Here is a 23,584-nt window from a genome sequence, read left to right as displayed (position 1 = left end):
GAACCGATGCAATGACCACAGACAAAGGCTGGACCCGCCGTTCGGCTGTAATGACCGGAGCGGCGCTGCTCGCGGGCGGCCTCGCAGGAGCGGGCAGCGCCCTGGCGGGCGAACCGATCGAAAAAGAAGAGGGCTACCTCCCGGTCACGGGAGGCCGGATTTACTGGCGGCGGTTCGGCCGGGTGGGCAAGACCCCCTTGCTCGCCCTCCACGGCGGTCCCGGGGCCGCGCACAACTACCTGCTGTCGATGAAGGGCCTGGCCGACGAACGTCCGGTGATCCTCTACGACCAGCTGGGATGCGGCAGGGCGGATGCCCCCACGAACGAGGGCCTCTACACGATCCAACGGTCGGTCGACGAACTCGATGCCGTCCGCACCGCTCTGGGCCTTGAGAAAGTGATCCTTTACGGCCACTCCTGGGGCACGATCCTGGCCATCGAATACCTTTGCCAGGGACGGGGGGCCGGGGTGGAGAAACTCATTCTCGGCGGCGCCCTTGCGAGCGTACCCCAGGCGGTGGAGGGCATGGCCCGCCTGATCGACGAGATGCCGGGCGACTACGCAGAAAAACTGCGCGCGCTGGAGCGCGAAGGCCGAACGGCCACTCCCGAATATGCAGCGCTGGCGCAGAAGTTCTACGACAACTTCGTCATCCGCACGCCCCCCTCCCCGGACGCGCTGGCCAGCTTCGATGCCTTGTCCAAATCCATCGCATACCGGGTCATGAACGGGCCGAACGAATTTTCCATCAGCGGCGTCATCAAGGACTGGGATCGTCGCAAGGATCTGGGGACGATCACGAACAAGACGCTCATCACCACCGGCGAATTCGACGAAATCACACTTGATTGCCACGAGACCATCCGGGACGGCATTGGTGGACCCAGCAGCCTCGTCACCATGAGCGGCTGCTCGCACCTGACGATGTGCGAGCAGCCGGACGCGTACAATGCCTTGCTCAGACGCTTTATGAACGAGGTTTGATCACGCGCAATCGGGTGGCGGACTGCCACCTCGCAAGTCGAGGCGATCCGCCATCAGGACGAAATCGGCCAGCGTTCGTGCGCCCATCTTACGCATGGCCTTGCCGCGGTAGATTTTGACGGTCACTTCGCTCAAGCCGATCTCGAAGGCCACTTGCTTGTTCATCTTGCCCTTGGCCACCAGGCTCATCACCTCTTTTTCGCGGCCAGTCAGGGTCGCCATCCGATCGTACAGTTGCTGAGACCTGGCCCGTTCGGCGCGCTGCGCGGCATCTTTTGCCATTGCCGACGCGACAGCATCCAGCATGTCCCGCACGGCGAACGGTTTAGGCAAAAAGTCGATTGCGCCGGCCTTCACACCGCGCACCGCCATGGGTATATCCGCGCGACCGGTCATGAGGATGACGGGCATGGAAGCCGCTTTTCCTGCAAACTGCGCGAGGAAGTCGAGTCCGTTTAGCCCAGAGAGAAACACGTCCAGCACCAGGCATCCGCATGAGTGATGATGCCCAGATGCGACGAAATCGACGGTGGCCCCGAAAGTACGAACGGGATATCCCACCGCCCTGAAAAGTCCGTCGAGGGCTTCGCGAATGCACGGGTCATCATCTATGACGTGGACAGTTGGTGCGCCAGAATCTGGATAATTTTCCGTCGCGTTTGTCATGTCGGTCCCACTCAAATTAGCGATAGCCGATGAGACCTCCACTGACACGAACGCGCACCGGTGAAATCGTGAATTGCTCAGATCGTGCAGGCGGGCTCATTTGGATTAACTTCAGCAGGATAATCGTTTGTAGCCACTCAATCTATCTGGCTAATGGTCGCAAACAATACGACTTTGGAAGTGCTAATAAAAGCGGTGAGATGTCAACTTATTGATGATCTTCTTGGATTTCCCCGCGGCTCCACGTGGCTATTCCGTTTTCATTTCCTCGCCTTCGGAGCAGGCCACCGCCTCGCAGCCCGCCGCACGCAAGGCCTGCGCCGCTGCCTCGGCGGGGCCGAGGTCGCTGCCCGTGCCCGACATCGCGCTGCCATTGTCGTTGCCCACGATTTTCGCGCCGAGCGATCCCAGCAACTGCGCGTAAGCGAAGCCGAGGCCCCGCGCGCCGCCGGTTATGACGGCGAAGCGCGCTAGGCATTCGAGGATGTCTTGCTTGTCGAGCAGCGCGTCAATACGCGCGTCACGGTCCATGGGACGTTCACTTGCCACGGTAGTCGACCTCCCCAATCGGTTTCCAGATCGGCGAGCCACGCGTCGCGCGGGCCGAGGTGATGACGCTGCCGTCGATAGCCGCGCGATCTTCCGCGCCGCGAGCGCGGCAAGCAGGGCCGCTGAATTCCTGCTCGCTTGCCAGCGCGAACAGGCCGAAGACGGGAGGGTCGCGGCATGATCCTCCTCACGCCCGAGCTTCGCGGCGCGCTGCGCGCCAACGACCGCTCCCATCGCGCCGCGTGCCGTGAGCGCCTGCCCGAAACCGATCCCTTCCCCGTGCTCAAGCTGTTCAATCCGATCGGCGCCGCGACATGGCTGGCGACCGAACTGGGCGAAGACGAAGATACCCTGTTCGGCCTCGCCGACCTCGGGTTCGGCTGCCCGGAACTGGGCTGCTTCTCGCTGTCCGAGATCGCCAGCGTCCGCCTGCCCTTCGGCCTTGGCATCGAACGGGATGAGGGTTTCGAAGGATTGGCGCCGCTCTTGCCCTGGGCCGCCCTCGCCCGCCGTCACGGCTCCATCATCGCCGCCGAGCGCCTGCTGCGCGCCGGTTCGCGATTTCCGCTTCCGTCCGGCGAAGCCCCTGCCGGGGATAGCCGCGACGGCTGAAGCGTAGCCGCTGCACCCGCCCCACGTATTCCGAGAGCTTGCTGATGGTTAGGCTCGCCCGAGACGATGAGGAGATCGGGCAATGTCGGATGAAATTGATGCAGGGGCAAACGGCGGTTTGACGTGTGCGTCGCACAGTACAACTGCGCGTTTGACCGTCAGTTTGCCGCCCGGACGTCGGCGCTACGAGCGTTGGCCGGATGACGTACGCGACCGCATTCTGGCTGAGAGCTTTGTGCCAGGAATGACTGTGGCGCAGGTCGCCCGCGATAACGGCGTCGGCCTTGGCCTTTTGCACTATTGGCGTCGGCAAGCGCGAGCAGCAGGAGCCGTCGAGGAATTGCGGTTCGTACCCGTCACGCTGGCTCAGGAGAAGCAACTCGAACCTGGCGGCTTGGAGTTGGTGGTACGAGACGTGACGGTTCGGATCATGGGCGCGGTCGAGATGGACCACCTGCGCGCGGTACTGGCGGCGATCCGGGAATGATCCCGATCGACGGAAGCGTACGGATCTTCGTGGCGACACAGCCGGTCGACTTCAGAGCCGGGATTAACCGGTTGATGGGGCTGGTGACGCACGTGCTGGGGCATGATGCCTGTGCGGGCGATGTCTTCGTGTTCCGCAACAAGGGCGCGGATAAGGTGAAGTTGGTCCGTCATGACGGGTCAGGCGCGGTTATGGCGACGAAATGGCTCGACCGTGGGAGGTTTTACTGGCCACCCATGCAAGGCGGCACGATGGTCCTGAGCGGGCCGCAATGCACGGCATTGTTGTCGGGTCTGGACTGGAAGAAATTGCCATCCCAGGAAGCGCGCAGACCCCTTATTTTTGGCTGATATCTGCGGTTTTCTGTAGCGGCAAAGAGCCGGTGTGGTATAGTCAGCCATGCCCGCCCAAGCCGACGATCTCCCTGAAGATATGGAGCAAATGGCGGCTCTGGTGCGTGAGCTCCAGGCAGAAAACGCCCAGCTGCGCGCGCTGCTCAAAGGCATGGCCCATCAGGCCTTCGGCAGCCGTTCGGAACGCGCCAGCGCGATCCTGGGCGACCAGGGAATTCTTGATCTCGGCGACCTCGTAACCACGCCGGCTGCCGCAGCTAACGACGATGGCGACGCCGAAGACAAGCCTGCCGTCGCTCGCCCACGGCGCAAGCGAGGCGTGATGGCACTGCCGGCCCATATCGAGCGCGTCGAGCGCGTGATCGATCCCGACACGCTGGATTGCCCCTGCTGCGCCGGCACACTCCACAGGATCGGCGAAGATGCCAGCGAAGCACTCGACTGGGTGCCGGCCATCGTTCGCGTCATCCGCACAGTGCGTCCTCGCTATGCCTGCCGAAAATGCCGGGAGGGCGTCGTTCAGGCGCCGGCACCGCGCCGCGCGATCCCGGGCTCGATGGTCACCACCTCAACGCTGGCCTGGATGGCGACGGCGCGCTTCGCCTGGTCGATCCCGCTCAATCGGCAGTTGCAGATGCTCGCAGGCCAGGGCGTCATCCTCGACCGGGCATTACCGAGCCGCTGGATGCGTAAGATCGCATGGTGGGTGAAGGCGCTCTATGATCGCCTGCTTGCCTACATCCACAGCCAGTCCCGGATCTTCTGCGATGAGACCCGCATGCCGGTCCTCGAAAAAGGGCGAAGACGAACCCGCACGACACAGTTCTGGGCGCACGCTTGTGATGACGGACCGTGGTCAGGCCCGGCCCATCCGGCAGTGGTGTATATCCATGCTCGCGGACGGCGGCATGCCGAGGCGTTCGAACAACTCGCCCGCTACCAGGGCGTTATCCAGGTCGACGGCTATGGTGCCTACAAGGCGCTTGTGCGCAGTGGTCCGGGCCGAGGTAAGATCACACTCGCCTTCTGTCTTGCCCACGCCCGGCGCAAGTTCGTCGATGCCTACCGCAAATCGCCATCGCCGGTGGCCGCGGCAATCATCGCCCTGATCAGTCAGGTCTACGTGGTCGAGGCGCGTGTGCGCAAAGGCACCGCCGCACAGCGCCTCCAGGCTCGTCTCGCCGAAACCGCCGACGTCATGGCGAAGATCAAGGCGCAGATCGACACCATGCTTCCACGTCTGTCGCCGAAGTCCGATCTGGCCAAGGCGATGCGCTACACGCTCAACCATTGGAAGGGGCTGACGCTGTTCCTGGAAGACGGCCGGATCGAGGTCGATACCAACACCGTCGAGCGCGGCATGAGAAATGTGGCCCAGGGCCGCAAATCCAGCCTCTTCGCTGGTAGCGAGGAAGGAGCCCAGACCTGGGCCGTCATGGCATCGCTTCTCCAGACGGCTCGCCTGGGCGGCCTGGATCCCTACACCTGGCTGAATGACGTGCTGGAGCGTATCGTCACGGGCGCTGTGAAGATCAACGAACTGGACATCTTGCTCCCATGGAACTGGCGGCCGGCGGCAGAACCGGTAAAAGCGTTGGCGGCATGAACTTCAAACCTCGCACATCGCAGGGCCGGACCCTCTCGCTCGAACAGCTCGAGATATGGCTCGACGAGCTTGATCCCCCCGTAGCTGGCGTCTCATCGATCGACGGCTTCCTGGCCGCAGTCGCCGCAGGCCCCAGCGTCATTGACCCCGACGTATGGATCAGGAGCATCCTGCGCGACCATGCTCAAAGTGCGCGCTCGGCGCCTGCGCGCCGAACGATCCTCAAGCGGTATAGCCGCATCTGCATCGAGCTCGCCGAGAAGCCCGAGGCGTACGCCCCGATCTACATGCGCACCGAGGAAGGCGAGGTACTGCTCGAGGACTTCGCCAACGGGTTCTTCACAGCCATGCATCTCGACATGGAGGCGTGGAAGCCCTTCATCGCCGACCCGGAGTTCGGCTACCCGCTCGCGGCACTGCTTGGCCACAGAACAATTACAGGTGGCCCGTCATGGATCGAACAACTGGGTGATCCGAGCGCCAATCTGGCAATTGCCGATACGTGGCGCATGGTCCCGCAAATCATCTCGCTGATCCATGACCAGTGCGCCTTCGCGCGCATGACGCCAGCAGCCTGATATAAATCCTGCCACCACCAATGCGTGGGGTAGGATCAGCGGTTACGCTGAAGCGCGGCGCGTTTCCGCCGCTTTCCCGCCGGTCCCGCTCGTCCTTCCACAACCACCGGAACCGGCCCTCCCATGGAGTACCTGTCATGAAACTCGATTTTCTACCCCTGGACAAGCTCACCGTCAGCAGGATCAACATGCGCGCGCGGGGCAAGGCGCCCGTTGTTACCGACATCCTGCCCTCGATCCGGGCGCGCGGCGTGCTGGTGCCGCTGATCGTGCGGCCCGCACCCGCAGGCGACCTTTACGAGATCGTCGCTGGGCTGCGCCGCTACACCTCCGCCGCGCTCGTCGCGCAGGAGAATGGCGGGACCGATCCGCTGCCCGCCGCGATCATCGATCCCGGCGATGACGCCGCCGCGCTGAGGCCTCGCTTCTGGAAAACATCGCCCGACTCGCCCCCTTAGGTCATGTTTCCAGAGTGTCTTTCGATTAGGGGACGAGAGGGTGGGATTCGAACAACCGAATTATACAACTGTTTTTATTGAATCTTTTTATATTCGCTCCCTCAGTCCCACACTGGGTCCCACACTCACTTCCATCCGTTCAAATGGCGGACTTCAAAGCGCATTATAAATGACGCCCTCACCTACTCAAAAGCGCGCGCTTTTTGGTTGATAGACAATAAGGAGCACTATTGTACCACGCCAATAACCGGCCGAATTTGGGACACACCCACCATTTACCGGTACAGCCATGAACGACGGGTTTTGGGTGCGCCGGCGATTCGCTGGATGACTGGCTTTCATCTTCGAAGGCTTTTGTCCTGTCAGGTTGGCCCTACGGATCCAATTGCGGCAGCGGCATGGTCTTCCCCGCTCGCTCCCGCACCACGCTCCTTGCGCTCGGAATAACGGTCGACAAGCTGGGTGGCGTGAGGCCGCATCAGCACGGTGAACCGTACAAGTTCCTCCATGACATCGACGATCCGATCGTAATAGCTCGACGCTCGCATCCGGCCGTTGTCGTCGAATTCCTTATAGGCCATGGCGACCGAAGACTGGTTCGGGATGGTGACCATTCGCATCCAGCGTCCCAGGACGCGCAACGTATTGATGCTGTTGAACGACTGCGATCCAGCCGACACCTGCATGACCGCGAGTGTGCGGCCCTGCGTGGGGCGCATACCACCCATCGACAGGGGCAGATGATCTATCTGCGTCTTCATGACGCCGGTGATCTGGCCGTGCCGCTCGGGACTGCACCAGACATGGCCCTCACTCCACATCGACAACTCGCGCAGTTCGTGCACAGCGGGGTGATCGTCACCAGCAACCTGATCGGGAAGCGGCAGATCAGACGGGTCGAAAATGCGGGTCTCTGCGCCGAACAACTGGAGCAGCCGGGCCGCCTCCTCGACACAGAACCGCGAAAAGGACCGCTCGCGCAAGCTGCCGTAAAGCAGCAGAATGCGGGGTGGCGGTTGATCGGCACCTAGGCCTAGCGCGGGTCGATCGATGACGAAGGATCGGTCGAGCGCGGGCAGATACTGGGGATCGGACAGGACGCGAAGGCGGCTCATGAGACGTTCTCTCTTTCATACCAGCGCCGCGTCCGCTTCACGATCGACACGACCGAAAGCATGACGGGAACCTCGACCAGCACGCCCACTACGGTGGCGAGCGCAGCGCCGGACTTGAGGCCGAACAGGCTGATGGCGGCGGCAACCGCGAGTTCGAAGAAGTTGGAGGCACCGATCAGGGCGGCAGGTGCGGCCACGCACCATGCGACGCCAAGCTGGCGGGACAGCAGATAGGCGACGCCGGCGTTGAAGTAGACCTGGACCACGATTGGTACGGCGATCAGCGCAATCACCAGCGGCTGCGCGACGATCTGCTCGCCCTGGAAGCCGAACAGCAGCACCAGCGTGCCGAGGAGCGCCACCAGTGAGATAGGGCCGAGCACGGATAGCAACCGGTCTAGCGCCAGCTGACCGCCGGTAGCGAGGACGGCACCCCTGACCGTTTGCGCCGCGACCACCGGCACGACGATATAGAGGCCGACCGAGATCAGCAGCGTGGCCCACGGCACAGTCACTGACGCAACGCCGAGCAGGAGGGCAACAAGCGGCGCGAACAGGAAGACCATCAGCACGTCGTTCAGCGCCACTTGGCTGAGCGTGTAGGTCGGATCGCCATCGCACAGGTTCGACCAGACGAAGACCATCGCGGTGCAGGGCGCAGCGGCAAGCAGGATCAGTCCGGCGATATAGGACGGTGCCTCGCCGACCGGCAGCAGCGGCAGAAAAAGCCAGCCAAGGAACAGCGTCCCGAGCAGCGCCATCGAAAACGGCTTCACCCCCCAGTTCACCACTAGGGTCACGATCACGCCCTTCCAGTGCTGCCGTACCGAGCCGAGTGCCCCGAAGTCGATCTTCAGGAGCATGGGAACGATCATCAGCCAGATCAGCCCCGCAACCACGAGATTGACCTGGGCCACCTCAGCAGAGGCGATGGTCGCGAACACGCCGGGCACGGCCTGCCCCAGCGCGATCCCGGCGACAATGCAAAGCGCCACCCACAATGTCAGCCAGCGCTCGAACAGCCCCATAGGTGGTCTGTCCGGCGCGTCTATCCCGGCGCTGGCCATGTCAGCGGACCCGGTTGCCGGATGCGTCGATTACCTGCTCGCCGTCTTCCTTGGCGAAGGCGCCGCGCTGCGCGCCAGGCAGGATGTCGAGCACGGCCTCGGACGGGCGGCACAGCTTCACGCCGAACGGCGTCACCACTAGTGGGCGGTTGATGAGCACGGGGTGCGCCATCATCGCATCGACAAGCGCATCGTCCGTGAGCGCCGTGTTGCCAAGACCGAGATCGGCATACGGCGTGCCCTTCTCGCGCAGCAGATCGCGGGGCGTCATGTGTGCACGGTCGATCATCTCAACCAGCAGCGCGCGGCTCGGCGGTGTCTTGAGGTATTCGATGACATGCGGTTCGACGCCCGAATTGCGGATCAGTTCGAGCACGTTACGCGACGTTCCGCAGGCAGGATTGTGATAGATGACGATGTCGGTCATGGGCGTGTCCTTCAGCAGCAGGTAAGCTCGGCGAGTAGCGGCTCGCATAAATCGGCGCGGCCGCCGCAGCAGTCCTTGGCGAGGAACGTCATCAAGGCGACCAGAGACGACACGCTCGCGCGCTGGATCTGCTGCCGCCCCCGCTTCTCGGAAGTAACAAGGCCGGCCCTGGCCAAAACGGCGAGGTGCGTGGAGAAGGTGCTTTGGGTGAGGCCGCTGGCCTCGACCAGCGCGCCGGTCGGCAACCCCTCGGGCTCATGCCGGACGAGCAGCCGGAAGGCATCCAGGCGAGTAGGATGGGCGAGAGCTGCTAAGGCAGCCAAAGCGGCGTCGGTCTTCATGCAGCGGAAATTACCGATGTAATGGGATTCGTCAATACATATCGGGTATTCCCGATTTCATGCTGCCGGGTCACGCCCGTAACAGCAATGCCTTTTTCGGGGTCGGGGCTACCCCGAAAAAACAACAGGGTTCGATCGAGATGGGCGGGGCCGGGCGTAGCAGCCAATCAAGGCACCGCACATAAACGGCGGCTTCAGCCGGGTGCGGTCGTGCCTGGCGATCGGTCTGATCCCAAGTTGGCGTAGAAGATCACTTGCGGCTACAGAGTTGTGCTAAACTCTCTGCATCATTCCAGAGGTTGCTAGCAGCAGGCCCGCGCCATAGGCCACGCTGAGGGCCGCCTTGTACTTGATGCCTGGCGCAGCCTCGAGCAGCCGCGCTGTCTCCTCGACGCTCAAAACCACCCGCAGCTTGGGTGTGAAGCGAACGACGACCAGCGCTAGCGCCATCTCCGGCCGCCCGAGGGTTATCCCGAAGAAGAACCGCAGTGCCGATACCGCGCCATTGATCGTGGCTGAACCAACGGCGCGCTCGTGCTGGTCAACCTGAAAACGCCGGAGGTCTTCCACCGTGGCCGTGTCCGGGGGGCGGCCGAGAAACGCGGCGAAGTTCCGGACATGTCGGATATAGTCCTTCTGCGTGTGCGCCCCGAAGCCACGCATCGTCATGTCCTGCAGCATCCGCTCACGCAGCGAATGGGTCGGCGCAGCGGTCGTGATAGCATCTATGGTAAGTTCCTCTCGGTTGAAGGAACTCCACAGTCGGCGGGCGACGCCGCCCCGCCGAAAGCCTCACAAATACTACACTACGTCACCCCAAGCGACCCTCCCTCGGAGCGGGTCGTCTAATCGCCCCTCTGTCAAGCCAGCCAAATCATTCGTTCGTTCATTCATAACTGTTGCCAAGCGTATGCCGGGTACATCTATACAAATCGCCGGCAGACCTTCCGCAGTGAGGGCATGGAAAAACCATACCGACAAAGGTCCGGTCTCAAATACCACGCGCTTTGCATTCGGTGCGCGCTTTCGGATCACTTCTGCGAGAAGCTTCGGGTCGGATGCACACTTGCCACGCCAAATGCGCTTGCCGTCCTGACGAACCGATACTGAAGTGTCTTTCAGGGAGACGTCGAGTCCTATATGCTGATCCACGGTTGTCCTCCATATGATGCTGGGCCCGGTCCAAAATCGTGAGCCCGTTCTTCATCTTATCGGGGGGCAACCAACCTTCCAGTAATCCCGTGCATCTGGCCAACGGCCGGCGTTCCCGCGATTACGTCATGTTCGTTCGTGCGTTGGTCGGCAGCAGAAATGCCAAGTAGGGTGGGGATCTCTGCGTATTGGCCGCAAGCACGTACCTTGCCATGGCTAGCCGTCGTAGTTCGAGGATATCCAATCTTCCCTACCATGCCGGACACGCAGAATGATGACCTCGTCCTCATCTCCCACGTCATAAATCACCAGATGTGCCTTGTAGGGATGCACGCGGACAGGAGGCGATATTTCCTCCCGCAATCGAGCAGCCTGAGGATACTCGGCAAGAAACGCGAATATCGCGCTCAGCCCTTCGTGATAGGTATCGACTTGAGGTAGTCCGAACTGCTCGATGCCTTCGAGAAAGATGGTTGTCAGATCGTCGGCTGCGGCGCGCGTTAAGCGGAAGCGAGGCACGGTCAGGCTTGCAAGCCAGCCTGGCTGATCGCTCGCGTCCGGATGTCCGCCATCGTCTCGTCGCTCAAACCGCTGGCGCGGGCCTCATCGACAAAGCGCTGCATGACCGCGACTTTGTCGGCGCGTTCTTGGTCACGGCGGATGAGATCGCGCACATAGTCGCTGGCATTGCTATACCGACCAGTGTCAGCTTGCGCTTCGACCCATTGCTTCATCGGATCGGGCAGTGAGATGTTCATCGTGGCCACGGCAATCTCCAAGGCTAGGAAAATAGCAAAGATTGCCAAAGGTTGTCAATTCGCCCTTGGCCTGCTCCCGCGAAGAGTGGCCAATTGCGCAGCCGACGCCTTCTACGCTTCCCGAAGCGCAGCTTGCTCCAAGCCTCACTAATTTTCCCCGAAGGCCTGCAGCCGTTCCTCGGAATGGCCGATTTTGGCCAACTGGAGAATGATCATGGAAATGTCTGAAACGTTGAATGCATCCCCAAGCACCCGGTCTGGAACGCTGGGCGCGCGGTCGGTGCCAAGCGGGCGCTGAACCCAAAGCAAATCTGGGAGATCCGCTTTTACCTCAATCAGCGCCGCCGCCTCAGGGATCGGGCGCTGTTCGACCTTGCAATCGACAACAAGCTGCGCGGTTGCGACCTTGGTCGCATGAAAATTGGCGATGTCGTCAATGGCGGGCAGGTCCGAACGCGGGCAATTGTGATGCAGCAGAAAACGGGGCCGCCTGTGCAATTTGAACTCCTCCCTGATGCCTGGGCTAGCCTGCTGGCGTGGCTCGAACGGCGGGGTGGTAATGTGGACGATTATGTCTTTCCAAGCCGAGTTGATCACAATGGTCACCTCAGTACCCGCCAGTACTGCCGCATGCGATGACTATAGTCTCACGGTCATGGCTTTCGTCTGGGGCAAGCCGATCGTCGACGCGGCGAAAATCCGGTTGTTCTTCACTCAACCTGCGAATCCGACGGCACCCCGCGCGCCGGCCGTAGCCGGAGCAGCATTGAACCGCTTCGGTCATGGCCGGATTCTGGCCGACCCTGACAGCAAGTCCGGCGTCGGACCGAACAACGACACCCTCTACAGCAACGCCACTTTTGACGTGACCACGGGCCCGTTCATCGTTACGACGCCCGACTTCGCGGATCGGTACTATACGTTCTCCGTCGCGCATCCCGACAGTGCAACGAGCGCGTCGCTCGGCAGCCGCACGCATGGTGGCAAGCTGCCGCCGCTCTTCATTCGAGCGGCCAGCTACACCGGTCCGGTTCCCGCCGGAATGATCGAGATCGTCAGTCCTGACCGATACTTGCATCTTTGGGGACGCACGCTTGTCGAGTCCGCGCATGATCTTCCGAAGGTTCGAGCATTGCAGGATGCCATTAAGGTGGAGCGATTCGTCGATGGCCGCACCATCCCCGTTGGGTCACCGCCGAAGCAACGCCAGTTTCCGGCAGGCACGAGCGGACGGGCATTCTTGCAGCAGCTTGCCGTTGCTTTGGCCGACATGAAGCTCTCGCCGCAGGATCAGGCTATCGCCAATCGCCTCCAGCCTCTCCTGCAAAAGGCCCAAGCCGCAGCATGGACCACCGATGACGATCAGCGGGCAGATCGCGCGATGGCAGACGGATCGGTCATCGTCTCGCATGCCGCAAGTGCGTTCGGGACCCAAGTCGGTGGATGGAGCGTCAACCTTGCGGGCGCCCGTTTTGGTTCGGACTGGCTCCTGAGGGCGACGGTATCAAAAGACCAGATCTTCGTGACCTTGCCCGAAGAGGCGATCTACCCCATCGCACGCACTGCCGAGGACGGCTCCGCACTCGACGGCCATCGATCCTACCATCTTGCCATGAAGGCACCGCCACCTGTCCGCGCATTTTGGTCGATCACGCTATAAGACGACAGAGGGGCGATGACGGCAAACGCGTTGAGACGGTATTCGGTCGGCAATCGCACCCCGGGGATCACCAAGCCTGACGGATCTCTGCGGGACATCGTCGTCTCGCGCACCAGGCCACAGGATCCAGACGTCGTGTGGCTTCCATCCCCGGAGGCGCCGTTCTATCTCATGATGCGCTTGTATGGACCTGGCGAATCGATCCAGACTGGGCGATGGAAGCCGCCTGCTATTGTACCGCAGCCCCGTTGACGGAAATGGCAGCCTATGGCGGACGCAGCCACTCCGGAGATGAGGCCTGAACGTCGTGGTTTGGTCGCGACCTGCCTCTACGCCATGACCCGTTTAGGATTTCCGCCCTCATTACGGACATTGCGGGTCTCAATTATCATGGTCGCAAGCAGAGCCTCGTTCGTCAGAAGACCTTGTCCGCAACCCGGTCGCAGAGGGGAAGCCAATCGTTTCCCGGCTTCCATTCCCACGTCCATACCTGACGTTTGCCCTCGTTCTCAAAATTCACGGTCGCTCGTTCAGTCACACCATTGAACCTCCAGCGATCGCCCTCTCGGGTCACCTTGTAGTCGCGATAAAAGCCGTGGTTCTCCACGCTACGCGAAAAGTATGAGCCGTCATCATCCACGCCGAGAATACTGTACGTATCGAAGCGGTGGCCCGCGATGTCCGCTCGCTCGTCCTGCAGTATGAAGAACCTGCCCGTATGCCACGAAGCCTCATGGGTGCTGACCCAAGGCTGCCCATTTCCCTTCGGATCGTCGCCTGTCTGGCCGGTGCCTCCAAACGACGTTCCATGAGCTGACCATTTACCGAAGAAAACCTTCAGTGCATAATGTTGGTCATTTCGTTGTGGGACATCTGCCATCCTATCCTCCTGTTAAAATACGTCAGGATTAAACGCGATGATCGCCGAGCCGTTCCGGGAGTAGCGCCGTGATCATTGAGCGAAATGTAGGTTCCCACCCCTATGATCCAAACTTCTGGATAGTCGGCTCGCGCCCTGATAATGGAAGTTCGCGAGCCGAAATGAGGTGCCCGATTCCGGCCCTTCGTTTATCGCCTTTAAATGGGACCCATTTGCTGCTCAGATCTTCGCTGCGTATGTCGGCTATTCGGGTTTAATGGGCAAACACGCCCGAACCACGTCTGTGATTTTTACTTTGTCATATGCATGTAGATTTTTGCAGATTCGCGAATGCAATGGCGTCGCTCCACGATAAATCTGAGCTTATAATTTTTGCTACTCCGGCGTTTCGGCTCAGCTCCTCAACAGACCACCGATGTGCTCTATCGGCTGAGTAGCCGAGAAGAGCTTGCCCGGATCAATGCCGTAGCTTTGCGCGAGCACATTGCCGATAACGACCTCCAGCGACATAGTCGGGCGCAAGTCCCGTCCTTCGTGCAGCGCGCCGGGTGACAGCCCCGGCCAGTCCGCCAGCACTTTCCTGCCCTGCACCGCACCGCCAACCAGCAGCGTGGCGGAGGCCGTGCCATGGTCCGTACCGCCGGTTCCATTAGCCGCCACAGTCCGCCCGAACTCGGTGGCCACCAGCACGATGGTTTCGCTCCAAACAGTCCCCATGCCGTCGCGAAGGGCGGCGAGCATCGCATCCAGCCGCTTGAGTTGCGTCGCCATTCGCCCGCCCTGGCCGCTGTGTGTATCCCAGCCGCCGGTTTCGATCATCGCCACGCGCGGGCCATCGGGCCGGGCAAGAAACCCCGCGGCCAGGCGCCCCAGCGCGGCCGGGTCCTGCCCACCGGCATCCTCGCCCGCCTGCGCGCGCGTCGCCATCGCGGCGGACCACAGGGCGTGGAGCGCAGCATCGCCCGCATAAAGGCCCTCCACCCGCGCCATCAGGTCGTCGGTCGCGCGCGGGAGGCTCGACGAGGCATAGGAGGTAACTGGCGCCGCGCCGCGCAAAGCGAGCGGCACGATCGGAGCGAACGCGATCGGCTCGGCATGGGTGCCCGGCATGCGGCTGACAAGGCGGTTCATCCACCCGTCCTTGATCGCGTAGGGGCGATTACCGCCTGTCTCCAGCACATTCTGCCCATCGAAATGCGACCGCTCGCGATAGGACGAGGCGACGGCGTGGAGCGCCAGCGCCTGCCCGTCGGCGTACATCCTGCCGGTTTCCTTCAGCGCCGGATGAAGCCCGAACATGCCATCGAGCTTGATCATATTTGCCGGGTCTATGGCCAGAGCGCCCCGCGCCGCCGCATAGCCGGGATCGCCATGGGGCACGACGATGTTCAGCCCATCCGCCGCGCCGCGCTGGATCACGAAGACGAAACGCCGGTCTCCCGGCACGGCTGCAAAGGCCATCCGGGGGCAGAAGAGAGCACCCGCTCCGACGGCGGCGATGTTGCGCAAGGCATGGCGGCGCGAATACGTCATGATCACCTCCTCAGGAATTCTGGCGATACCAGCAGCAGCGCCAGGCCGGTCGGCAGGCTTTCCGCCCGCGCGATCGCTTGCGCCGTCGCGGGGGCCAGGTTTCCGGGCAGAAGTTTTGGCGCCAGTTCGCGTGGATCAATTGCTCCAGTTGCGCGAGCCGCCAAGCGCTGCGCCATTTCGACGCGGCGCAGGAGCGCATCGGGTGCCGCCCAACTGGCCGCCACGTCGTCGAACCCGGCGGGCGATCCGGGGCGCCACACCGGCTGCCCCAGTTGCAGCATAACGCCCGCGACCTGAATCTCGTTGGCATCACTCATACCCAGGCCGCGCATCGAGGAGATCAGCCATTCCCACGGCGTCTTGAACTTGGCTGAGGCGGGCGCCCAGCTTTCAGGCGCTACCACCAGCGCGCGATAGACGGCCGGCAAATCGCCACTGCTTTCGCGAAACGCAGCGGAGAGACGGGCGACCAATGCAGGTGGCGGTTCGTCCGCAACGAAATGCCGCGCCAGCTTCGTCGCAATGTGATCGGCCGTGGAGGGCGCGGCGGCAAGTGCGCCAAGGATCGCCAGTGCCTGCCCCTCGCCTTGCTGAGCGTAACTGCGGCCCATGATCGTGCGCGTCCCGGGTTCGTGCAGCATTGGCCTGAACACGAAGCTGCCCGGATCCCCGGCACCCGCGCGCACCTTGCCGCCCCGGCCCAGCCCGGCGGTGCTCCATCCCGTGAGAGCACGGGCGAACTCGGTTACGTCGGCCTGGGTGTATCCGGCACGGGCGCCCAGAGTGTGAAGCTCCATGATCTCGCGCGCGAGGTTCTCGTTGAGGCCGGGCGCCTTCTTCGGATCGCGGCGAGTCGCACGGCGCGCGAACGCGCTGCCGGGGCCAACCGATTGCGCCTGATCCAGAAAGAGTTGCATCGCCGGATGCCGCTCTACCGCCAGCAGCATATCCTCGAACCGGCCCAGCACGTGCGGACGGATCGCCTCGGCCTCGAATGCGCCAGCGAAGGGGATCACCGTCTGCTTGTCAGCCGAGATCGCGAAATGGTTCGACCAGAAATGCACCAGCCGCTCGACGAATGGGGTCGGCGTCGTCAACGCGCTGACCGCCCGGGCATTCGCGGCAACGCGCAGGAGATCGCGGCCATCCTTGCGCAGGTCCATGCGGGCACGTCGCTTGGCGTCGCCCTGCGTCGATCGCACCTCCTGCCGCTCGGCGATATAGTCGGCCGCGATCGCGTGGCTGCCCGGCAAGCTCGCCCAGGCCGGAGGGCGTGCCTCGTAACGGCCGAATTGGTCGAGCAAGAAGCCCTTCGGGTCGCGCGACAAGGTCTCGTCGGGACGTGCGCCGAGTCCAAAGCGGTTAAGTGCGATGGCAATGGTCATGGCCGCTTCTCCTGTCCGGGCGATCGCGGCTGCTGGCGTGTCAAAGCTTCGAGCAGCCGCAAGCGCTCTTGCTGCGGCAATCCGGCAGCGAAACCGGCGATGCTTGCCTCCAAGCGGGTGCGTACGGCGCTGTCCGCGGCGCGGCCTCGCGCCAGCGTGGCATCCAGCGCAGCCTGGTCGAGCGTGGGCTGTGCAAGAAGCCGGGCCGCCTCCCGCCGGGCCGCGCGCCCCTCGCCGAGCTGGAGCTTGAGCGTGCGCATGGTTTCCGCCACCGTGCGGCGCAGGTCTCGGCGATAGGGTTGAGGCAGGTCCTGGGCCGCCATGCGCAGGCGCCCGGCGCGGCCCAGGCCGTTCACCGGAGGCTGCACCTCGGCGCGCTCCCACATGACCCCGGCGCCGACCAGCCCGCCGATCATGAACACGTTGAGGACCAGCGAGCAGACCAGCAGGATCTGGAAACCGCGCCCTTTCATGGCGTGACCTCGCCGGTATCCAGCGATGCGAAGATCGTGTCCTGATCCTCGGATAAGGCCAGCATCTGCCGGTTCGCCTCACGTCCATGCTGCACGTCGAGCGTCAGCACGCCTGCCGCAATGCCAGCGATCGCCGCGCCCGCCAGGGCCAGCCGCGCCCACCAGCTGCGCAGAACCGAAAGCCCGGAAACCGGCGCGAATGCCGCCAGCGTCCGCCCGACCAGCGCTGCGTGAGGGGCGGGGACGCGATGTCGCGCCAGCAGGGCATCAAGCGCCTGCTCCCCACGCGCGCGAGCTTGCGCATCAGGAACCTGCGCCAGCAGCCGCGTGGCCGCCTCCCGCTCATCGCCGGGCCAGCGCTCGGGGCTGGAGCCGTAGGCGGTCAATATGCGTGACAGACGTTCAGGCGTCATCGTCCGTTTCCAGTAAGAGTTCGCGCAAGGCGCGGCGGGCGCGCGACAGCAGGCTTTCCAGGGCTTCCACGCTGATCTCCATCAAGGCCGCCGCATCCGCATTCGAGAGTTCCTGATAATACTGCAGCACGATCGCCTCGCGCTGGCGCGGCGGCAGCGCCTGCAGCGCGCGTTCGATGCGCCGGTTTTCGTCTATGCTCGCCAGCGCCTGATCCTGCAGCGGTGCCGGGTCGATACGCTCGGGCGGCTCCGGGGTCAGCGTCTCGCGCCGCCGCTTGCGCAGCCGGTCGCGGCACAAGTTGAGCGCCACCTGATGGAGCCAGGTATCGAACCGCGCTGCACCGAAGCGCCAGCCCGGCGCCTGCCGCCATGATCGCAGCAGGCTTTCCTGCGCGATCTCCTCCGCCCCAGCCACATCGCCCAAGATGCGGGTCCCCAGCGCGAGCAGGCGGGGCAGCTTGGCCGCGACCATGCGCCGCGCCGCTGCCGCATCGCCTTGCCCGACGCGCCGGACGAGTTCCGCATCCGGATCGTGGCTGTCCCCGATCCCGCTCAATCGCCAGCCTTCTCCCGCATGGCATCCATCATCGCCTTGCGCTCGTCGGCCGACAGGCGACCGTCGTGGTTGGCATCCTGCCGGTCGAACCGCTTCGCCGCCAGCGCATCCAGTTCCGTGGCTTCAAGGAAGGCGCTGCCGTCCGCGTCCATTCGCGCGAAGGCGCGATCCGCCATTGCTCCCCTGCCCCGCGCCTTGGCGGCGGCGGACCATTCAACGGCGCTGACACGGCCGTCACCGTCCGTATCCGCCCGCATCATCCGGCCGCGCAGCGCGGTCTGGAACTCGACCTTGCCAATGCCTTCGGCCTTGGCGGGCGCGGGAGCGGCCAGAGCTGCGACATGAAGCAGCGCGCCCGGGAGGGCAAGGATAGCGAGGCGGCGCATCAGTGGCGCCACCCGTCATACTTTTGATGGCGGATGTTGGCGCTTGCTCGATCCTGACGGGCGTGCAGGCGAGCACGCTCGCGCGGGTTCATCCCGCCGGTCGCGCGCATGCGATTTTCGGTGCGGTGGATGCGATGCTGCTGGCGCTCCAGTCGTGCCGTCTCACGCCCGGTCAACTCGCCCGAGCGCCACCCTTGCGCGATACGATGCTGCTGGTTCGCCTGCCGTCCGTTGACCCCTGCCATCGCCGGAGTGACGATCATGGTCGCGGCCATCAGGGCCGCGACCATGCTTGTCGAAAGCTTCTTGACGTTCATGACTTCACCTCGTGAGGGTTGATCGAACATACCGCGCTGCTGCGCGACGACTTTTGAACGCAGGAAAATCGAAAACCCGTCGCTTCGATCTTCAAAAATCCGGTTCGCGGGGTCGACCGGCGTTTTCACAATCCCACACAACGGTCGCGAAATCCGGCGTTTTTCGACCGGCATCGGGCGCATCTCGGAATGATCCTTCAAGGTTGCCGCATGCTCACTCCAATGCGATAGGCAGCTTCGGGTGTTCGTTTTCAGAGGCGGGCAGGTATCGTAGCGTTGGTCGGGCCGCCAGCGCATGATGAACTTCGCCCGGAGCACCAATGGCCATCACCCCACGCATACGTATCAGCGCAATCCGTCGCTTTTTGCACAGCCAGTCTTCCGCCGGTCTTGTTCTCATGGCTACGGCAGCAGTGGCGCTAGTGCTCGCCAACTCTCCGCTCGCGAGCACATACGACGCGGTTCTGCGCGTCTATCTGGGGCCGCTTTCGCTGGCCCACTGGATCAACGATGCCCTGATGGCAGTTTTCTTCCTGCTGGTCGGGCTGGAGATCAAGCGCGAGATGCTCGACGGCCAGTTGTCCACGTGGTCGCGTCGGATACTGCCCGGGATTGCCGCCGCAGGAGGAATGGCGGTGCCGGCGCTGCTGTTCTATGCCTTCAATACCGGGCAGACGGCGCGCGGATGGGCGATCCCGGCCGCCACCGACATCGCTTTTGCGCTAGGGGTCATCTCACTGTTGGGGAACAGAGTTCCGGCGTCCCTACGCATCTTCCTGGCTGCACTTGCCATCATCGACGATCTGGGCGCGGTGATCATCATCGCAGTGTTCTATACTGCCGATCTTTCGGTGGTGGACCTTGCCTGCGCGGGAGGAGTGGTGGCGGTGCTCGTCGCGCTCAATCGCTTCCGAGTGAGGAGCCTGACGCCCTACCTCCTGCTGGGCGCGCTGCTTTGGGTATTCGTGTTCCGCTCCGGCATCCACGCGACCTTGGCGGGCGTCGTGCTCGCGCTGACGATCCCGATGGAGATTACGCCGAGCCGGTCCGACGTCGACGCGACCAGCCCGCTTCACCGGCTCGAGCATTTCCTCCACCTGCCGGTCGGCTTCCTGATCGTGCCACTCTTTGCGCTCGCCAATGCCGGCGTACCCGTGCTGCAGTTGCCCGCCGAGGCGCTGGCCGCGCCGGTAACGCTTGGCGTGGCGCTCGGCCTGCTGCTTGGCAAGCCGGTGGGCGTCTTCGGGATGTCTTTGCTTGCGGTTCGGTTCGGGCTGGCGGATGCACCTGCCCATGCGAGCCGCATGCAGATGTTCGGCGTCGCCTTGCTATGCGGGATCGGCTTCACGATGAGCCTTTTCATTGCGCTTCTTGCTTTTCCGGGGGACATCATCCTCCAGTCCGAGGCAAAGATCGGGATCCTGGCAGGCTCCCTGCTCTCGGGGCTTCTGGGCTATGCCGTATTGCGCTTGGCGGACCGGGAAAAGTCTAACGCCGCGGCAAGGACATGGTGATGGCCTGAAGCCGCGCTCGCAGATCGTGCGTTGATCTCGCCCAACGCTTATCAAGGAGCCGAGATGTCCCCCGACGCTTTGACGTCTTTCTGGCACGTCGCCAAACCGTTTGTCGGCCTGATCATGGTCGTGCTGCTGTTCGCGTCCTTCGCGCTCGAGCGTTTCCCTCCCGTCGTGATCGCCCTGATCGGCGCCGCACTGATGCTCGGCACCGGAATCCTGGCCCCAGCGGACGTTCTCACCGTCTTCTCCAATCCAGCGCCGATCACGATCGCCGCCTTCTTCATCCTGTCCGGCGCCTTGATCAGGACGGGCGCGATCGAAGCACTGGCCAGCCTCATGATAGCCCGCGCTCGGGAGCGGCCGCGACGCACGGTGGCCGAACTGATGGGCACGGCCATGCTCGCGCCCGCGTTCATCAACAACACGCCGGTCGTCATGGTCCTGATCCCGCTGGTCAAGAAGCTGGGCCGCACCGTGCACATCGCCGCGACCCGGTTGCTGATCCCGCTGTCCTACCTCGCGATACTTAGCGGCACGCTGACCCTCGTCGGTACCTCCACCAACCTTTTGGTGGACGGTGTTGCCCAGGAGAACGGTCTTGCGCCTTTCGGCATCTTCGAAATCACCGCCGTGGGTGCGGTCGCCCTCCTGAGCGGCGGTCTCACGCTTCTGCTGCTGGGGCCCAAACTCCTGCCCAACCGGCCTGACGACGAACTCGATGTGGATAGCGATCGCCAGTACATCACTGAGCTTCTTCCGACGTTCCGCGGCGCGGCGGGCCGGCCACTTAGCGAGTTCGGTGCTCTGCGGCGCGGCGCCGTAAAGGTCGTCGGGATTAAGCGTGGTTCGCAGGTCTTGCGTAACGTATTGGCTAGCGAGCAAATTCTATCGTCGGACCGCATCATCGTTGCCACCAGCGCACACGAACTTGATGCACTGGCGCGGTCGCACGATTTCATGGTCGGGCTACAGAATGTCGGCCGCTCGATCAGGCTTGCCCATGACGAGCGCGACGAAGCGGTCAGAATGATCGGCATCACTCTGGCGCCCACCCATCCGGCAATCGGTCGCCGGTTGCGGGAGATACCTTTCCTGTCCAACCTTGGCGTGCGCGTTCTCGGACTCAGCCGCCCACGCCATCTGGCCGGGCCGGACCTCGCCAACGCGCGCCTGCGAGCTGGCGACAGCCTGCTGGTCGCCGCAGACGACCAGGCAGCTTCGGAACTGCGGGAAAATGCCAACTTCATCGCCGAGGATACCAGCGGGGTGCGGCGCTACCGCCGCCACCGGGCGCCCATCGCCGCGCTGACCCTGGCCCTTGTAATACTTGGCGCCGCGTTCAACGTAATGCCAGTGTACGCTCTCGCGCTGCTTGGCGTGGCCATCGTACTCGCGACGAGATGTCTGGATGCCGAAGAGGCGTGGGCGGCCATCGACGGCAATGTCATCGTCCTGATCTTTGCGATGCTGGCATTCGGGCTCGGGCTCGAGAAAGCCGACAGCGTCAAGCTGATCGTGGATACCCTTTCGCCATGGATGAACGGCCTACCGCCTCTAGCGCTGATCATTGCCCTCTACGCCGCTACGTCCGCCTTGACCGAGACGGTCACCAACAACGCGGTCGCCGTCATCATGACCCCGATTGCGATCGGCATCGCCGGGCAAAGCGGCGTCGATGCGCGCCCGCTGGTGATCGCCGTGATGTTCGCTGCCTCCGCCAGCTTTGCGACCCCGATCGGATACCAGACCAACACTATGGTCTATGCCGCCGCCGACTACCGGTTCGCCGATTTCGTCAAGATCGGCCTGCCCATGAACATCATCGTCGGCGGGGCGACGTGCGCTGCGATTTACGTGCTTACCTAATTCGCTAGATCTTCTGCGGCGCTCAACGACCTATGGAACATCAGGCTCCGCCGTCGCTTCCCGTTTGACCTTCAGGCGGACGGGAAAGAGCCAATGAAACGATGGCAGTGGGCCGTGCGCCTGCTCACAAGGCGCATGTGGTTCCGGGCCGCCCTGTTCTGCGTCTTCGCCGTGGCCCTCGCCATGGCCGGAGCCCTGCTGGGGCACACGATTTCCTACGATTTCGCAGGTAAGGTCGGTGCTAAGTCCGTCGACAATATTCTCAATGTCCTCGCTTCGAGCATGTTGGCCGTGACAACGTTTTCGCTGACCGCAATGGTCTCTGCCTATGCAGGGGCGACGAGCAACATCACACCGCGGGCCGTCCAGCTGCTGATCGACGATACGACCGCCCAGAATGCGCTCGCGACGTTTCTCGGCAGCTTCCTCTTCGCTGTGGTCGGGATCATCGCCCTGTCGACCGGGCTCTATGGCGAAACGGGACGCGTGATTCTCTTCGCTGGCACGATCCTGGTGATTGCGTTGATCGTCGTGACGTTCCTGCGCTGGATCGAGCACATCACGCGTTTTGGCCGGGTCGGCGACACCATCGAACGCGTGGAGCACGCCGCCACGCAGGCTGTGCGTGCTATGGCTCAGCGGCCTCGGTTCGGTGAGAAGGAGCGCCGTGCCGTTCCTTCGGGTGCAACGTGCATCCACCATAAGGGCATTGGCAGGATCACCCATGTAGACACGCCACAACTCGCCGAGGTCGCCAAGGAGATAAGTGGCGAAATCACGCTGTCTGCTCTCCCTGGCACGTTCGTCGATCCTGCACGCGTTATCGCTTGGACGACTGTGCGATTGGATGATCGCCAGATGCGACGAATCCGTGAGGCTTTTACCGTTTCAAACAACCGCGCGTTCGACCACGATCCGCGTTTCGGGCTCGTGGTGCTTTCCGAGATCGGCTCGCGCGCCTTGTCTCCCGCCGTCAACGACCAGGGAACGGCGATCGCGGTGCTGGAAGCCGGCACGCGTGTGCTGGCAGCCATTCTCCGTCACGACCCCGAGGAAAGAGACGATCCGTTCCCTGGCGTCAATGTGCCCGCGTTCGCATTCCCGGACTTGCTGGAGGATCTCTACAGACCCCTTGCGCGTGACGGGGCGGGCACCGTCGAATTGGGCATCCGTCTGCAGAAGTCTCTGGCGGCCCTTGCTGCCATCGAGCCACAGGCACGGCAAGACTGCATGTTCGAGGCCGAAGACGCCTTGGCGAGAGCGCAATCTCAATTGGCGAGTCCCACAGATGAAGACAGGTTACGCACGGTGCACGATCGAATTAGGCACCATGCCGATCGATAGCCCGCGTCATCGCAATATGTAGCCGTTGTCGCCTTCCCGCGCATGATCTGCGTGAAAGTTATGGACAGTTCGGCCACTGAATAAGGTTTGCGCAGCAGT

General features: G+C 63.1%; 27 protein-coding genes and 3 pseudogenes. 12 read left to right on the top strand and 18 right to left on the bottom strand.

Annotated features, from left to right (window positions below; all coding sequences use genetic code 11):
* The first annotated feature begins 11 nt into the window (after positions 1–11).
* Positions 12–986 (top strand): proline iminopeptidase-family hydrolase, encoded by a 975-nt coding sequence (locus TQ38_RS09310; protein ID WP_052505609.1) that lies wholly within the window; start codon positions 12–14, stop codon positions 984–986.
* On the opposite strand, the gene TQ38_RS09305 is transcribed toward TQ38_RS09310, so the two are convergent.
* Both TQ38_RS09305 and TQ38_RS09300 read right to left on the bottom strand, forming a co-directional pair.
* Positions 987–1,652, bottom strand: coding sequence for a response regulator transcription factor (locus TQ38_RS09305; protein ID WP_043973223.1), 666 nt, complete (start codon positions 1,650–1,652; stop codon positions 987–989).
* A gap of 249 nt (positions 1,653–1,901) precedes the next feature.
* Positions 1,902–2,201, bottom strand: coding sequence for a hypothetical protein (locus TQ38_RS09300; protein WP_205316021.1), 300 nt, complete (start codon positions 2,199–2,201; stop codon positions 1,902–1,904).
* A 177-nt stretch (positions 2,202–2,378) separates the two neighbouring features.
* On the opposite strand from TQ38_RS09300, the gene TQ38_RS09295 reads away from it, so the two are divergent.
* From TQ38_RS09295 to TQ38_RS09270, 6 genes are all read left to right on the top strand, one after another.
* Positions 2,379–2,813, top strand: coding sequence for a DUF2958 domain-containing protein (locus tag TQ38_RS09295; RefSeq protein ID WP_043973226.1), 435 nt, complete (start codon positions 2,379–2,381; stop codon positions 2,811–2,813).
* Between the two features lie 82 nt (positions 2,814–2,895).
* The gene (locus TQ38_RS09290; RefSeq protein ID WP_082057586.1) at positions 2,896–3,300 is read left to right on the top strand and encodes a transposase; all 405 of its coding nucleotides are present in this window, start codon (positions 2,896–2,898) and stop codon (positions 3,298–3,300) included.
* A complete protein-coding gene (gene tnpB / locus TQ38_RS09285; RefSeq protein WP_043973229.1) occupies positions 3,297–3,650 on the top strand; it encodes an IS66 family insertion sequence element accessory protein TnpB in 354 nt (117 codons plus the stop codon). Before TQ38_RS09290 ends, tnpB begins: the two co-directional genes overlap by 4 nt.
* 49 nt (positions 3,651–3,699) lie before the next feature.
* Complete coding sequence (locus TQ38_RS09280) at positions 3,700–5,259, top strand: IS66 family transposase (protein ID WP_043973231.1); 1,560 nt, start codon at positions 3,700–3,702, stop codon at positions 5,257–5,259.
* Positions 5,256–5,837 carry a UPF0149 family protein gene (locus tag TQ38_RS09275; protein ID WP_043973519.1) on the top strand — a complete coding sequence of 194 codons (582 nt, stop codon included), beginning with the start codon at positions 5,256–5,258 and terminating at the stop codon, positions 5,835–5,837. Before TQ38_RS09280 ends, TQ38_RS09275 begins: the two co-directional genes overlap by 4 nt.
* A 137-nt stretch (positions 5,838–5,974) precedes the next feature.
* The gene (locus TQ38_RS09270; RefSeq protein ID WP_043980140.1) at positions 5,975–6,295 is read left to right on the top strand and encodes a ParB N-terminal domain-containing protein; all 321 of its coding nucleotides are present in this window, start codon (positions 5,975–5,977) and stop codon (positions 6,293–6,295) included.
* Between the two features lie 362 nt (positions 6,296–6,657).
* Here TQ38_RS09270 and arsH read toward each other — a convergent pair whose 3' ends face one another.
* The 8 genes and pseudogenes from arsH to TQ38_RS09230 form a co-directional block, all read right to left on the bottom strand.
* Positions 6,658–7,410, bottom strand: coding sequence for an arsenical resistance protein ArsH (gene arsH, locus TQ38_RS09265; protein WP_043980142.1), 753 nt, complete (start codon positions 7,408–7,410; stop codon positions 6,658–6,660).
* Positions 7,407–8,438 carry an ACR3 family arsenite efflux transporter gene (arsB, locus tag TQ38_RS09260; RefSeq protein ID WP_205316105.1) on the bottom strand — a complete coding sequence of 344 codons (1,032 nt, stop codon included), beginning with the start codon at positions 8,436–8,438 and terminating at the stop codon, positions 7,407–7,409. The genes arsH and arsB overlap by 4 nt, the downstream gene beginning before the upstream one ends.
* Before the next feature lie 40 nt (positions 8,439–8,478).
* Positions 8,479–8,904: an arsenate reductase (glutaredoxin) gene (gene arsC / locus TQ38_RS09255; protein WP_043980149.1), complete on the bottom strand. Its 426-nt coding sequence runs from the start codon at positions 8,902–8,904 to the stop codon at positions 8,479–8,481.
* Positions 8,905–8,915: 11 nt separating this feature from the next.
* A complete protein-coding gene (locus TQ38_RS09250) occupies positions 8,916–9,245 on the bottom strand; it encodes a helix-turn-helix transcriptional regulator (protein WP_043980152.1) in 330 nt (109 codons plus the stop codon).
* A gap of 273 nt (positions 9,246–9,518) precedes the next feature.
* Positions 9,519–9,926: a phage integrase N-terminal SAM-like domain-containing protein gene (locus TQ38_RS09245; protein ID WP_255417942.1), complete on the bottom strand. Its 408-nt coding sequence runs from the start codon at positions 9,924–9,926 to the stop codon at positions 9,519–9,521.
* 192 nt (positions 9,927–10,118) lie between these two features.
* Positions 10,119–10,397 (bottom strand): annotated as a pseudogene (locus TQ38_RS09240) (IS110 family transposase); the annotation flags it as partial.
* A gap of 216 nt (positions 10,398–10,613) precedes the next feature.
* Entirely contained in the window at positions 10,614–10,916 is a 303-nt protein-coding gene (locus TQ38_RS09235) for a type II toxin-antitoxin system RelE/ParE family toxin (protein ID WP_043980155.1), read from the bottom strand.
* Positions 10,917–10,918: 2 nt separating this feature from the next.
* Positions 10,919–11,164, bottom strand: a complete 246-nt coding sequence (locus TQ38_RS09230; protein WP_043980176.1) for a type II toxin-antitoxin system ParD family antitoxin — start codon at positions 11,162–11,164, stop codon at positions 10,919–10,921.
* A 205-nt stretch (positions 11,165–11,369) separates the two neighbouring features.
* Between TQ38_RS09230 and TQ38_RS30900 the strand changes: the two are divergent.
* Positions 11,370–11,788: pseudogene (locus TQ38_RS30900) on the top strand (integrase); the annotation flags it as partial.
* Positions 11,670–13,067, top strand: a pseudogene (locus TQ38_RS09220) (DUF1254 domain-containing protein). The pseudogenes TQ38_RS30900 and TQ38_RS09220, both read left to right, overlap by 119 nt.
* 163 nt (positions 13,068–13,230) lie before the next feature.
* Here the strand turns inward: TQ38_RS09220 and TQ38_RS09210 are convergent.
* From TQ38_RS09210 to TQ38_RS09175, 8 genes are all read right to left on the bottom strand, one after another.
* A complete protein-coding gene (locus TQ38_RS09210; protein WP_043980159.1) occupies positions 13,231–13,695 on the bottom strand; it encodes a hypothetical protein in 465 nt (154 codons plus the stop codon).
* Positions 13,696–14,088: 393 nt separating this feature from the next.
* Positions 14,089–15,228 carry a DUF1501 domain-containing protein gene (locus TQ38_RS09205; protein ID WP_043980160.1) on the bottom strand — a complete coding sequence of 380 codons (1,140 nt, stop codon included), beginning with the start codon at positions 15,226–15,228 and terminating at the stop codon, positions 14,089–14,091.
* A gap of 2 nt (positions 15,229–15,230) precedes the next feature.
* Complete coding sequence (locus TQ38_RS09200) at positions 15,231–16,613, bottom strand: DUF1800 family protein (RefSeq protein ID WP_043980162.1); 1,383 nt, start codon at positions 16,611–16,613, stop codon at positions 15,231–15,233.
* A complete protein-coding gene (locus TQ38_RS09195; RefSeq protein ID WP_043980165.1) occupies positions 16,610–17,086 on the bottom strand; it encodes a periplasmic heavy metal sensor in 477 nt (158 codons plus the stop codon). The genes TQ38_RS09200 and TQ38_RS09195 overlap by 4 nt, the downstream gene beginning before the upstream one ends.
* Positions 17,083–17,499: a hypothetical protein gene (locus TQ38_RS09190; RefSeq protein WP_052506016.1), complete on the bottom strand. Its 417-nt coding sequence runs from the start codon at positions 17,497–17,499 to the stop codon at positions 17,083–17,085. The genes TQ38_RS09195 and TQ38_RS09190 overlap by 4 nt, the downstream gene beginning before the upstream one ends.
* Positions 17,489–18,055, bottom strand: coding sequence for an RNA polymerase sigma factor (locus TQ38_RS09185; protein ID WP_240197843.1), 567 nt, complete (start codon positions 18,053–18,055; stop codon positions 17,489–17,491). The genes TQ38_RS09190 and TQ38_RS09185 overlap by 11 nt, the downstream gene beginning before the upstream one ends.
* Positions 18,052–18,441 carry a hypothetical protein gene (locus TQ38_RS09180; protein ID WP_043980167.1) on the bottom strand — a complete coding sequence of 130 codons (390 nt, stop codon included), beginning with the start codon at positions 18,439–18,441 and terminating at the stop codon, positions 18,052–18,054. The genes TQ38_RS09185 and TQ38_RS09180 overlap by 4 nt, the downstream gene beginning before the upstream one ends.
* The gene (locus tag TQ38_RS09175) at positions 18,441–18,959 is read right to left on the bottom strand and encodes a hypothetical protein (protein ID WP_162792235.1); all 519 of its coding nucleotides are present in this window, start codon (positions 18,957–18,959) and stop codon (positions 18,441–18,443) included. Before TQ38_RS09175 ends, TQ38_RS09180 begins: the two co-directional genes overlap by 1 nt.
* A 119-nt stretch (positions 18,960–19,078) precedes the next feature.
* Here TQ38_RS09175 and nhaA point away from each other — a divergent pair, with 119 nt between their 5' ends.
* The 3 genes from nhaA to TQ38_RS09160 all read left to right on the top strand — a co-directional run bounded on the left by nhaA (position 19,079) and on the right by TQ38_RS09160 (position 23,485).
* The gene (nhaA, locus tag TQ38_RS09170) at positions 19,079–20,272 is read left to right on the top strand and encodes a Na+/H+ antiporter NhaA (RefSeq protein WP_043980170.1); all 1,194 of its coding nucleotides are present in this window, start codon (positions 19,079–19,081) and stop codon (positions 20,270–20,272) included.
* A gap of 63 nt (positions 20,273–20,335) precedes the next feature.
* On the top strand, positions 20,336–22,141 hold the full coding sequence (locus tag TQ38_RS09165) for an SLC13 family permease (protein ID WP_043980180.1): 1,806 nt from the start codon (positions 20,336–20,338) through the stop codon (positions 22,139–22,141).
* Positions 22,142–22,234: 93 nt separating this feature from the next.
* A complete protein-coding gene (locus tag TQ38_RS09160; RefSeq protein ID WP_240197841.1) occupies positions 22,235–23,485 on the top strand; it encodes a DUF2254 domain-containing protein in 1,251 nt (416 codons plus the stop codon).
* Positions 23,486–23,584 lie beyond the last annotated feature (99 nt).

This window comes from Novosphingobium sp. P6W (genome assembly GCF_000876675.2).
In the GTDB taxonomy this organism is placed as follows: domain Bacteria; phylum Pseudomonadota; class Alphaproteobacteria; order Sphingomonadales; family Sphingomonadaceae; genus Novosphingobium.
Note: the sequence above shows the minus strand (reverse complement) of the source record. Positions and strands in the feature narration are given on the sequence as shown.